Annotated in this window: 8 protein-coding genes; all 8 read right to left on the bottom strand. The window is 29.5% G+C overall.

All coding sequences use genetic code 11. The features are described 5' to 3' along the window. Positions 1 to 269: 269 nt before the first annotated feature. Positions 270 to 746, bottom strand: a complete 477-nt coding sequence (locus CSPA_RS07790) for a hypothetical protein (protein WP_015391684.1) — start codon at positions 744 to 746, stop codon at positions 270 to 272. A gap of 417 nt (positions 747 to 1,163) precedes the next feature. Then, positions 1,164 to 1,364, bottom strand: coding sequence for a hypothetical protein (locus CSPA_RS07785; RefSeq protein ID WP_015391683.1), 201 nt, complete (start codon positions 1,362 to 1,364; stop codon positions 1,164 to 1,166). Between the two features lie 305 nt (positions 1,365 to 1,669). Beyond that, entirely contained in the window at positions 1,670 to 2,197 is a 528-nt protein-coding gene (locus CSPA_RS07780; protein ID WP_015391682.1) for a hypothetical protein, read from the bottom strand. A 14-nt stretch (positions 2,198 to 2,211) separates the two neighbouring features. Then, a complete protein-coding gene (locus tag CSPA_RS07775; RefSeq protein WP_015391681.1) occupies positions 2,212 to 10,071 on the bottom strand; it encodes an RHS repeat-associated core domain-containing protein in 7,860 nt (2,619 codons plus the stop codon). A 43-nt stretch (positions 10,072 to 10,114) separates the two neighbouring features. Beyond that, positions 10,115 to 10,888, bottom strand: coding sequence for a DUF4280 domain-containing protein (locus tag CSPA_RS07770; protein ID WP_015391680.1), 774 nt, complete (start codon positions 10,886 to 10,888; stop codon positions 10,115 to 10,117). A 1-nt stretch (position 10,889) separates the two neighbouring features. Further along, positions 10,890 to 11,411, bottom strand: a complete 522-nt coding sequence (locus tag CSPA_RS07765; RefSeq protein WP_015391679.1) for a cupin domain-containing protein — start codon at positions 11,409 to 11,411, stop codon at positions 10,890 to 10,892. Further along, positions 11,408 to 12,511, bottom strand: coding sequence for a pentapeptide repeat-containing protein (locus CSPA_RS07760; protein WP_015391678.1), 1,104 nt, complete (start codon positions 12,509 to 12,511; stop codon positions 11,408 to 11,410). Before CSPA_RS07760 ends, CSPA_RS07765 begins: the two co-directional genes overlap by 4 nt. A gap of 98 nt (positions 12,512 to 12,609) precedes the next feature. Continuing rightward, on the bottom strand, positions 12,610 to 14,058 hold the full coding sequence (locus tag CSPA_RS07755; RefSeq protein WP_015391677.1) for a phage baseplate assembly protein V: 1,449 nt from the start codon (positions 14,056 to 14,058) through the stop codon (positions 12,610 to 12,612). Between the last annotated feature and the right edge of the window lie 9 nt (positions 14,059 to 14,067).

Raw genomic sequence — 14,067 nt, 5'->3', positions numbered from 1 at the left:
TTTAATTTCCAACTTTTGAATTTCCTTTTCCATCATATCTTGTCGTTAATAACAACTATATCTGCCTTATTGATTCTCCTTTTTCAATACCTAATTGTTTATTAGAACATTGAGTATTAAAAAGAATTATCCTTTAAATGTAATTGGAGATGTCTCAAAAAATTCAATTGCCTAACATTTGTCTTCTTTATCATAATATACATGACAATATCCAAAATATCTGTTAAATTTTAACATAATTCCTATAAAAACAATAACTATGTATATATCTAAAGCCATTGAAGAAAATACTCATCATCTAAATCTTTATAATCTTTTCTATAAAAATATTCGAAGTTTATGCTATTTCCTTTCTTATCTTTTATAGAGTATTTCTTTCGTTTTCCATTTTCCAAAATTACTATATCTGCTGTAAACATATTAGTTATCTCAGCTTTTCCAAAAATAATTTTTTCAACTTCATCTATACTATTAACTCTTAAAATTCTGTAATCTTCTTCATGTGCCATACGTTCAAATACTAGAAACCCATCTACATCTACCTCTTGTTCTCCTAAACTTAAATTACTTAAACACTGTTCATGACACTCTGATTTAATAATCTCTTTTTCTCTTGGTGAAAAATTTGTTATTAATTCAATAAAGTAATCTGCACCTTCATCTCCACCTTCTAATTCATAAAAAAACTCATTTTCATCTTTAACTTCATCAATAACTTCAAAAAGTTTTCTAATAGTATATTTCATAATATTTATTTTCCCTTCATATATTTATTAAGTAAATCTTTTGTATCTTGTATATTAATTGCTGTTAGAACACTATTTACTATATTTAAAATATATAACACCTTATTCTCAGTAATCTAACCTTTGCTACAATTACATGTGTTTTTATCGATATTTCCTTTATATTTTACCTGATAATCTTTACTCTTCTCTAAAATAGCCAGACTTTCTCATTACCGAATATTATTTCTTCGGTATTAGGTTGTTTCACTATTTAAGTACTATTAAAAACAAATTCTGATTATATTAGATGAGATATAATACTTAACAAAAGCCTTACAATTTCTCACTATGCTGTTCATTTAATTCTTTTAAGCTTAATATCATTAGCTCTAATAATATCAACTAGTGATAGCCTTGTATAACTAGGGAATAACATTATCCATCAACTTCAACTAACATTCTTAAGTATGTTTGAAATTGTGAACTAACATTATTCAATATTTCTCTACTGTTTTGAAGATTCGGCGTACATAAATACTCATAGATTGAGATTAATATATATCCAACCTCAGTATCTATAAAATTTTTTCCCTTATACACATCTATCATTTTCTCTACAATGTACTCTATAGTCATTTTCGCTTATATACTTATTGCTTATAAGCTTAGCTTCTTCTCCTGAATATTCACTTATGCTGATTACATTATCTGCTTTATCATAATTATAAACATAACTTCTAAAGATTCCATTAGTTTCATCTTTTCATGTTGCTCTATTACTCTATCTGCCTTATCATAAATTCTCCCCAATCATTATAAAAGCAGGTGATTCAATTTATCACCTGCTGCAAAACCTTTTTTATTAATTATTAGTAAATTTAATTGTATTTAATCTTATTATATATTCATTGATAAGTTATTTCTATTTGATTAACTATTGTTTATTCATAATCCATTTCAACAACATCAATATCAGATTCCAATTGAATTGATATATCTTCAGCTCCATCTTCAAACACTTTTTTTTCAATTCCTAATAATTCATCATGCCATGGTGTTTCAAAAATAACTGCATATCCATCAGTAAAGATTCTAACTTCAACAATTTTTATTAATGCATATATATTTTCCTTATTACTCATGCTTTCTTTATCTTCTAATATACATTCAACATCCCTTTTAAACCATTCAAAAAATATCTCTTCTATTTCTTTTTTATCATCAATAAAAAGTTTATAATTTTCCACTATACTTTTATCAACATTTTCAGCTATATCCTCAAATACCTCATTTACCTCGAAGTACTTATTAAAGCAGAAGAAATTGAAACTTATTTTTACACTTTCATAGTTTCTATTAAAAATAGTTATACTTTTAACTTTACTCCATTCAAATGGATTTCCATCTTCATCGGCTACACAACAAATATTTCCTAAATATTTGTGCTCTATTTCATTCAAAATTTCCATTTCAACACATCCTTCTAATTTCTTCCTTTACCAATACATTGTTTTGTATTGTTATTTTTACATTCACTGACACCACCATCATGTGAAAAACTACCGTTAATATTAGTTGGCACTAATTGAGCATCTGGATTACATTTTTCATGTACTGTTTTTACCTTTACCTTATTTTTATACTCAAGCTTGGCAACTTCTTTTTTAAGTTGACTTAATTTCTCTGATAATGTTAAATCTTTATTCAATATTTCTTTTGCTTTATTATCTAAAAAATTATTTACTTCACCCAGTGTTTTATTAGTGACTTTACTATTTACAACCCCATTTTCCCTTAAAATATTTATATCCCCATTACTTTTGATTATCTCATTTGCTATTGCTTCCCTTGTTTGATCATAATTCTTACCTAAACCTTGTCTCTTTTCACTCATATTAGGGATTTTAACATTAAACATAGATACTGGGTCAAAATCTGGTATTGATTTTCCGTTCTTTTTTGTATACATAATTCCCTTTAATCCATGTTCTTCTAATAGCTTATTAGTTTTTCTATCTCTTTCTGTAGTACCTTTTAGTACTGCCAAACTATTTCCTCTTTCTCCAGTATTTATACCTTTGAGTGCATCTTGTATTGATTTATCATCTTCATCAATAGCCCATACAACTCTATCATCTGATGGCAATTTTTCATATCCGCTAGGATCATAATACCTAATAGGATTATTCCCGCAATAAGCATAAAGATTTAATCCATCACCACGATAAATATCTTCTTGAGTAAATCTACCAATTACAGGATTATAGAATCTCACTCTTAAATAATACTGCCCTGTGATTCCATCAAACTGCTGACCAGTATAAGTTATCCTGTTATGAACTTGTTCTTGTGTCTCTAAAACATTTCCAAAAGCATCATAGTAGTACTCATTTTTAACTTGCTGATTCTTATCAGTAATAAATACTGTACTACCTTGCTCATCAACAGTATAGTAATTCCTATTTAGGTTAACTTCTTCGCCTTCGCTCAATTCCAAAATATCAGCAGCTACAACTTCATATCCTCTAGTAAATCTAGAAACAACAGTATAATCTTTATCAGACTCAACTAAAACATTATCCTTATGGAAAATAAACTTAGTTAATTTTTCATTTTCTTCAATTTCAGCTCTTAATCCTTCAGTGTCATATCTACTTACTAAAGTATTTCCATCTTTAGTTATAGCTTTAACTTGCTGATTTAAAGTATTATACTCAAAAATATTATTTCCAATTGAAGTTTCTTCTTTTATTGTATTTCCTTGTTTATCATATGTAAAGTAGTTTGCTCCATTTTTGTTATGAAGTTCTTTTAATTGATTTTTTACATTATAAACATATTTTTCAGTGATATCATTTGTAGTTTTAGTTAGCCTATTTCCTACCTTATCATAAGTGAAGCTTTCTTTTCTGCCATCATAATTTGAATCAACAAGACGATTCATTGAGTCATAACTATAGAAGTTCTTATGCTTTGAGCTTACTTTTTGAAGTCTGTTTCCATTTAAATCGTAAGCATAATTATAATCTACTAAAACTTCACCATTTGATGATATCGTAACTAAGCTTTGGACATTTCCATCACCATCATAAGTATAATCTGTCTTTAATCCATTTCCGACAGTAACAGATTTTATACTGTCATTTTTATAATAATCATAAATAGCAAGATTATTTTGATTATCATCTTGAATTAACTTAACTCTGTCAGCTTCGTCATAGCTGTAAATACTACTCTTACCTGTTATATCTTTAATAGTTTTTATATTATTATTTTTATCATAAGTATAGCTTAAAAGTGTTCTTCCAGAAGCACTCTTATTTTCAAGCATTCCTTCAATATTATAAGCATATTCATATTGCATATTTCCTGTATATGCATTTTTCAAAGTTCCATCAGGATTATATTTAAATCTTTGATCTATTACATTCAGCTTATTTTTATTTGGATCTTCTGATTTTCCAGCTGCATTTGTTTTATTTGATTTTTCTTCTTGCTTTTCTCTTTCTTTTCTATCTTTTAGTCTTTCTGTAAAGCTTCTACGATGGCTAGATTGGCTTAATGGACTACTTACAAAACCTTCTTCTGCCTTCTTTTCAGCCTCTTCCTCAGCTTTTATTCTAGCTTCTTCAGTTTTCTTTGCTTCTAAGGCAATTGCTTCCTCATCAATTTTATAAGCCTTTACTGAAACTATATTTCTATCTAAGTTATAGCTTCTATCTACATAATTCTGATTTCTATCTATATGCTTTGTAAGATTTCCTTCCTTATCATAATAGAAATATTCACTATTTCCTTCCTGATCTCTTATTTCACATACTTGTCCTAAACTGTTGTAGATATATTCTATAGTCCCACCATTTGCATCTGTTGTACTTCTTATATTTCCAGCATAATCATAAGTATATTTCTCAACTCCGCCTTCTGGTGTTGTTATTTGAATTATTCTTCCCCAATCATCGAGAAGATAGCTTGTTTGATTTCCATTACCATCAGTTATTCCTGTAATATTTCCTCTTGCATCATACTTGTAGCTTTGAGCTGCTTTATTTTCTTTTCTTGAATTTGGAGTAATGATGTCTTTAATTTGTCCGAGTAGTGTATAAGTATACTCAACTTTATTATTTTCTCCATCAATAGAAGTTTTTATATTTCCTTTAGGATCATAAGTATTTTTAGTTATTGTTTCTCCTAAAGCATTTTTAACTTCAATAACTTTTCCCTTTAAGTTATAAGTATAAGTTGTTCCTACTCCATCATCTTTAGCTCTATCATATTGCTCTGGAAGTACTTGTTTTATTATCCTATCATTTTTATCATAGAATAATCTTGTTGTATTTCCTGAAACATTTATGAAATGAGTAAGTCTGTTTTGAGCATCATAAGTATAAGCCTTTTTCTTAAGTGACACTCCAAATTTTACATTTGTCTCGTGGAACTTACTCAGCGAACGAATGTGAGTCGAGTTTCCTTCATCTTCCTTGAAATTAAGTTTTTCAAATAACTTCTCATTTTCTTTTCTATTTTCATGCCTTTCAGTCCAATGTACTCTATAGTCATTTTCGCTTATAAATTTGTTACTTATAAGCTTAGCTTCTTCTCCAGAATATTCACTTATACTGATTACATTATCTGCTTTATCATAATTATAAACATAACTTCTAAAGATTCCATTTGCTTCATCTTTTTCATGTTGCTCTATAACTCTATCTGCCTTATCATAAACCCTTCCTATTTCAAAGCCTTTTGGAGTTACTATCTTTGTTATATTGCCATTCTTGTCATATTCATAATTTGTTACGGCCCAAATATTTTTACCAGCAGTTTCTGGTGCTACAAAGCCTCCGTTTATTTCTTCTTTCTTTTGTACTAGATTTCCAACTTTATCATAAATATAATGAATTGCTTTAGTAGTTTTATCATTGATCTTAAAGCTTTCATAAGTCTTATTATTCAAGCAGTCATATTTGTATTTTGCTTTTGCTCCATACTTATCTTTAACTTTAATCAATCTGTTTTCTTCATCATATTCAAAATAAATCTCATGATAATTACTGCAAGCTTCCTTTTCAGAAACTAAGGTTATTCCATGCTTTTCAAGTATCTTATTTCCATTTTTATCATACTCATAGCAAGTTACGTTATACTTAATTTCTGCTTCAGCTTTCTCAACTGGAACTCTTTTTTCAATTAAATTTCCAACTAAATCATATTTAAATAATATAGCATTTCCTTCAACATCTATTTCTTTTATGATATTTCCATGAAGATCATATTCAAAAGTCTTTTCTGCAATTCCTTCTTCATTTATTATTGAACTTAATCTATTCATAGAATCATAAGTATAACTATAACCTAAACCATCATCTGTTTCAGCATTATAATATTCCGGACTTATATGCCTTATAACATTTCCATTTGAGTCATAGAAAAATCTTTCTATTCCTCCATCAGGATAAATTGTTTTTATTTTTCTATTATCCTTATCATAGACATACTCTACTCCAATTCCATCATAAGTTTCATCACTATAATAGTTTGGATTTATTTCCTTTATTATATTTCCTTCACTGTCTCTTATGTTTTTTTCTACAATTCCAAGTGGATTTTTTATGCTCATAAGCCTATCCATATGGTCATAAGAGTATTTGTAGCCTTCATCAGAAATATTTCCCTTCATACATGCATTTGGAGTATAAAGACTTGTTAGATTCCCCATGTTGTCATAATTTTTTATTGTCACATTTCCATTAACATCTTTTATACTTGCTACAAAATTTAAGTTATTATAACCAAATTCTATTGTTCCATACTTTGTACTTATTTCAGTATTTCTGCCTACTTTGTCATAGGTATATTCATACTCATATCCACTGTTTGTTATTACCCTTACTGGATCTTTTCCTAGTTTTCCATCTAAACCTCCAAGATATTCATACTCATATCTTGTACTGCTTCCATTTCCATCTGTCTTACTTAAAATTCTTCCATTTGAATCATATGTAAATCCTTCAGTTGTCCAATTTGATGCTGAAAGTTTTGTTTTCTTCTCTATTAAATTACCAATGTTATCATAAACATATATAATTTCTTTTTCTTCATTATCTGCTTCTTTTATTATGTTTCCATTTTCATCGTAAGTGTATTCTGTTATTAATCCATTTGGTAAAATCTCTTTTAATAAATATCCAAATTCATCATAAACCTTGTGAGTTTCATATCCATTTCTATCTTTTATATATATTTTATTTTCATAATCATCATATTTGTATTCTTCTGTACTTCCATCTTCATAAAATAGATGTGTTATTAAGCCATCTTTATTAAATCTTGTTTTTTCTGTTCTTTGGCTCTTAGTATAATAGAAGGTTACTTCTTTTTCTGAATCATCATAAGTTATTTTACAAGTATCATTATTTGGGAAGTCTTGACGTATTACTCTTCCCTTATTATCAAAGAAGTTCTTAGTATAAGTATGTCCATTTTGGTCTGTTATGCTGCTTATATATCCCTTATCATCATAAGTATATCTTGTAATTCCTTGATCAACATGAATAACGTCTGTTAAATAATCGCCATCATACTTATACTTAACTATTCTTCCTAGCTCATCTTTTATTTCGATTACTTTTCCATCTTTATAAGTAAAGAATAACTTATAATTTGAGAAGGTAGTTAAAGTCTCTATATTTTCTCCTATATAACTTACAGAAAGCTTATTTCCATGTCTGTCAGTTATATTTATTAATTTCCCTGAACTATTATACTTATAAGTTTTCTTATCAAAAGCTGTTTTAAATATCCAATAATCCTTTTCTTGTTTTAAGGAATAAATCTTAGCTCCGCCTTTATCATTTACCCATTTATCATCACTTAAATAAAAGCTTTCAATATGACCATCTGGACAAAGTACATTTATTTTATCTCCTTCAACTCCAAGGCAAGTTTCAAAATTTGTTGTCCATCCTAGTCCAAGAAGTCCTATTCTGTTATTTACAGATTCATATTTTCTTTCAATTTTAAATTCTTCATAAATATCTGGTAATACTATATCTGTTGCTGGAATATATAAACTTCCTGTTGCTCCATCCACTGGGTCAGAGAAGCATACTTTATTACTAACATATTTTCTTATTAATGTAGTTGTTAGATTTGCATCTCCGGTTGTTGCCAATTGGCCTGCCATATCTACAGCCACATCTGTAGCTAGCCTAACTTTACCTAATGTTGAACAGCCTAGCTTTGCAACTTTTCCAACTTTTTCTACCCCTTTAAATGCAGTTGTACCTCCGCCACTTAAGCCACAGCTTAAAGCAAAGGACTTTGCATAGCTTTCCCATCCATTATTTACTTGCCCATCATCTGCGTAATCTGCGAGCAGTTCAAAACCTGTATTGATACCAGAATCAAGGCCAATTTTCCCCATTGTCTGTGCCATTTCCTGCAAAGATGCTCCACCTGTTAATAGAGCTGTACTTATTCCAGCTATCATAACTGATCCATATTTTATAGCATTATAAAGTGCCTCATTTCCACCGCATATCTTATCCCTAAAAAAGTTATCCGATTTCGAGTAATCCCCACTTTGAGCTTTACTATAATCCGACAAACCTTCTTTACTTTCAGCTATACCTACCGTGAACGCTGTAGCACCAGAGGCTACTGCAACTCCAGCTATAGCAAGAGTTAAACCTCCTGTTGCAACTGTAGCAGCTGCAAATACTGCAATCCCAACTCCAACTGCAACTGCCCCAATAACTGAAGCAACTACTCCAAATCCAATCTTGCTTTTAGCCTCATCTACTTTGGCTTCCATTTCCGCTTTAGCCTGATTATTAATTTCCTTTATTTTATCTGCATCTCCGTCATTTCTATGAGCTATTTCATCTGGCAACTCTGCTGGATCTTTAATACTTCCTTCATATTTGATGGTATTTCCCTTTAAAAAGGTTGCATCCGCCATTTGTATTCCAATGCTTCCCTTAACTATTTCTATTTTGCTTTTGGCAGAAACCTCTACATTTTGTGGTCTAAAAGGTGGCGTGTTTCCACTTCCATTTCTCATTCCAAGCTCTAAATTTTCAGATGCTGTAAGATTTATGTTTTGCCCATTAAGGGACACATCTCCTGATTGAGCTAAGTTTAAGCTTACACCTCCTCCACCTGGTGAAAAATTCATATCACTTGGTGTTAATTTCATTTCACTTCCACCGGTATGAGAAAATGACTTAATATCTGGATTTTGTGTCTTAGCTGAACCGCCTCCCACTCTTACAGCATGAACTGCAATCGCTTCTTTTTCGTCATTGGTTGGAAAATATATATGAACTTGACTTTCCTTCTCTGGCATACAATACCAAGCACTGCTTTCTATAGCATAAGTAAAATATTTTTGATTTGAACCAACTTCATATACTGGATCTATCTCAAAATGAACACTCATAGTATTTCCTTTTACATCTTTAACTGTTGCAGGAATACTCATTCCAAAAATCTTATGATTTACCTTAAGTGATGTTCTAAGTCCTCTTTGAAGACCTAAAGTATATATTGTCCTAATTTCTTCTTTGTAAACTTCAATATGAATTTTCGCTACTACACATTCAATCTTATTAAATAAAACTTTTTCACCAAGGGTTAATTTGATTGAACTAATAATATCCCAGTTTGTATATTCCTGAAGAAAATTTTCTTCAAATCCCATAGCTGTGTGCTGATTATAGCTATCGATATTTTTTACAACTTCATAATCCTCTTTATTTATTTCTACATTGTTATTTAATTCTGGTATTCCAAAGTGAAAACGTCCATACTCTTCTGTAGCTTCTGCAAGTAACACACCATTAAAATGGCTTGCTATTCTCCTTAAAAATTCCCAATCTGTTTCTTCATATTGAAGCACAAATTCCCCTATTGCCTGTCCATTTGTTATACTATCTGTAAAGGCTTTATTAGCATAAGCTTCTAACACCTTTGTTATAACTTTTTGATAGGTCATATCTAAATCACAAAAAGTTCTACTATTCTTTTTAATATCAAATTCCTTTGTATAAGAAATAGCATGTATTTCCATAACTTGAACATTGCTTTCATAAGTCATAAAAACTTCACTTATTTTTCCTAAAAATAGCTTAGTTTCTTCACCTGTCTCTTCAATTCTTGCTACAGTTATTTTTTCTTCACTAACATTTTTATTTAAATACTCTAATATTTTTCCATCTTCTATTAGCAGTTTTACCTTTAAATACGCATGGTCATTAATAGGATATACTATATCTATATCTTCAACTTGAAGCGCATTATAAGGTGTTTCTATTTTCAAACTTTTATATGTCAGCATCATATTAGTCCCTCCTTCTCACATACTAAAATTAAAATTGTCTCCTTTACCCTTTTTGTCCACTTGTATATAATTTAATTTCTCCCCCAAATGTACATCGAAGTGTACACTTTCCAAGCAATGCTGGTTTCCCATCAATGAGAACATCTTCCTTCCCATCTATCCATTCTGTAGCTATCATTGGAGTACATACCCCAACACATTGTTTTAATAAATCTTTACCTACATCTTCTTCTGGTGGTTTTGAAAAGAAATCCATTACCTTTTCCGTAAAACTTTTTGGTCTATCTTTAATATCCTTTGCTATTTTTTTAGCATTTTCTTGCACACTTGGATTTTGAGGACTATTACATATTCCAAAATTTCTTATATTTATTTCTGGCTTGCTATCTCCTACATTTAATTGTGGAATTCCATGTATAAATTCTCCATGACCAACTGGAACTACGACATAACTTTCATGAAGTGCGCAGCTGCAAGTAATAGCCGCTGTATGTACTATATAACTTTTTTGAAGTTCTTTTATTCTCTCTGCCTCAGCATCAGCAGCTTTTTTATCATCATCCTTTTTCTTTTGAGCAGCTGCCTCAGCCGCTTCTGCTTCCTGCTTCTCTTTTTCTTTTTCAGCTGCTTTTTCTTCTGGAGATAACATTAACCAATCAATTTCATTGCCAATATCCCTTTTAAGAAAGCCTCCAACTCTTTCTGCCATAGTCACAGTTTGATTTATTGTATTTACGGTGTCTTTAACACCTTTTTCAGTTTCATTTATTGCTGTACCTGCTATGACACCATATTTCTCTTCGTTATCACTTGCCATCTTATATCACCTCTACTTCCTCAAATTTAATACCCACAAATAGACCTCTTTTTAGCATGCTTTCAACTACATCTAGCGACACTATAAAATAATAATCTACCCCTGCTTTAATTTGAAATATATTGTAATCTTTTATTTTCTTAGAATCTAAGACAATCTTATCTATCCAGCCATTTTTAAAGTAGACAGCTTTATCACTTAATGCATCTAGTAATTCTGGTAGCACTAATCTATATACTTTTTGTGTTTCCATTTCTAAATCTGAAAATACTGCTATTTTATAAACTATAGTATTTTCATATAATTTAAAAAGTTTATGAAGTTCATCTGAAATAAGCAACACAGGCGCTTGTATAAGATCAGGATAAATACTATTTTCATCTCCTTTAACAGGCACATTCGTAGAATCTTTATATTTTTTCTCATCTTCTTTTAATAAAGTTATCTTTTGACTATTATTAAAATCTTTTATTTCAATTGCATTTTCGAGCTTTCTGTCTTGCTTTAAAATAAAGTACTTCATATTTCTTCGCCTCCGTCTATATATATAGTTTGAAGCTGTTCTGAAGTTAAATTTATAAAAGGAATATCTTTAGCACTAAATATTGCACCTTCTAAATCTGCACCTTCAAAGGATACGTTTTTAAACTTTGCATTTATAAAATTTGAATTTTTAAGATTTGAATTTGAGAAATCTACATATCTAAGCTCTGCTTTTCTAAAATCTCCCCCTAACAAGTTTCCACTGCTAAATTCAGAGTCTTCAATTTTTGAATTTTCAAAAGAAGTCCCTACTAATTTTGAATTTGCAAATTGACATTTTTTTATTTCTGTAGCCTTAAACTGTCCTCTTACTATACAGCATTCTGAAAAATTTATATTCTTAAGCTTACTTCCTTTAAAATTTATAAATAACATATTCTGATTAGTTAAATCACCATTTTCAAATACACTATTCTTCCACACGGAATATACAAACGGCAACTTTTCCTCATCTTGTTTTTTTAATTCTAAAAGTTCTTTTATATTCTTTTCCCTATTATCCATAGCAAAAAGCGTTTCACTTTTTCCATGATATTCGCTCCACTTTACTACATAATAATTATCTACTGAACTTTCTTGCATCCAATCCTCTTCATCTAAATCCCATAGCCAATTTCTTACATTTTCTGATATATCCATATAATATTTTGATACAAGCTCAAATATTATTTTTTCAATATCATAATCATTAACCTTACCCATATACATTTTTTTTTCTTTTTTTAATTTTTCCTTGAAGCTATCAAAAGGTTCAAATAAAAAGCTTAAATCTATTTCTTCATATATAGAATCCGAATCTAAATACCAAGATGAATTATAGCCATGAGCTAATATCTTATACGATTGATTCAGAATATTAATTCTAAGAAGTTCAAATTGAAAAACTGCTATTTTATACTCTTTCTTTATTTCTTGAAAATCTTTTGCTTTTTTTATTATGCTTTTCATTGCAGCTATTATTAAATTTTTAATCTTTTCTTCATTTGCTTTAAAATTTTCTTCAACCTTTAATTTAAAATCTTCAGCTAATTTTTTCGTTATATTTTCATCGAAATGTTCTAATGCCTCTTCTCTATTCATTCCAATCCCTTCCTTCTATTTTGGGAATCCTTCTTTTTAAGTTGATTTAAAACATTTAAAATTAATCATCAGTTTTGTAGCTTTTACTTTCTATATACCTACTCTGCGTTAACATTAACTTGAGTACCTTTTTCTTTTATTTCACCAGAACTATTAAATTCTAATCCTCCACCTTTATCACAAGCAAAATTCACACCTTGTTTTGCACTTATTAAAAAACTTTTCTGAGCTATAATTTTAATATCTTGTGCTGCATTAATATTTATATTATTTTGACTTGTGATACTAAGTGTCCCATCACTTGTAAGACTCATATCTGCCTGACCACTATCACAAGAAATAAAGATTCCACCTGGTGTAAGTTTTACTTGCTTATCATTTTTAGTTCTTAAATACTTATCGTCTGGATTCCCCATTCTATCTTCTGCTTCACCTGTTCCTTGCTCATAGTTACTTACCGCACTGACTGCAAAAGCTTCATCTTCATCCTTTGTTGGGAAATATACTCTTACACTATCTCCTATTTCAGGCATACAATACCATCCACTTCCGTCACTTGATGCTGACATGGTAGAATATTTAAACCAATACGCTGTTCCTGTATCTTGAGCTTCATCTATTTCTAAATGAATTTTCACCAAATCACTTTGAACCTGTATGATTTTCCCATCAATTGAGCTACCAATAACTTTTGTATTATATATTCTTTCCTGCCTTAACCCATTTTTAACTCTTAATTTATAGCAATTTGCCAATATACTATCTTTGATTTGATAAATCCCTTCATATACATAAAAAGTCTGTCCTTGAAATTGTATATTATCTCCAAGCTTCAAAATTTCATGGCTCTCTATTTCATATGTCATATAGTCGGCTTCACTTGCATCTTGTAGATAATTTTCAAGCATATATTTATAACTATTTAAATCTTTATATATTTTATAATTTATATTTTCTGCTTTTAATTCTTTAGCCTGCTCTGGCACTGCCATTACAAACTGTATTGCCTTTCCATCCATAACTGAAAATAGACCTTGATTATATTTAGAAGCTATTCTTTTTAAAAATTCCCAATCTGTTTCTTCATATTGTATAAGTAATTCTTTTACTTCCTCATTAGGTATGTTCAAAATATAATTAGAGGCACTATAATTTTTCATTATAGAATCTATAAGAGCATGAGTTGTCATTGATGTGTTTTGAAAAGATTTGGATTTCTGTTTTATATCCATTAGGTAAGACATGCTTTTTGCTTCAATATTTAACGTATATACATCAAGTTCTACATTTATTTCTATATTAGTAACAACACCATAAAATAAAGTCGTACTCTCTTTTTCTACATAACAAATTTCTATAGTTTTGTTATTTGTAGTCGAATTAATATCATCGTCTTTAACTTCATTCTTCAAAATTCCTGTTAACTTTAAGAGAGCATGTTCATTTATATTAGTTTCAATTTTCAAACTTTTAATTGCCTCTAGATTGTAACCATTAACTCTTATTTTTTCATAATTAATAGCTTCAACAATTTGATTTCCATCCATTTTTATCAC

This window comes from Clostridium saccharoperbutylacetonicum N1-4(HMT), assembly GCF_000340885.1.
GTDB classification, from domain to species: domain Bacteria; phylum Bacillota; class Clostridia; order Clostridiales; family Clostridiaceae; genus Clostridium; species Clostridium saccharoperbutylacetonicum.
This window is presented reverse-complemented; position numbering and strand designations above follow the sequence as displayed.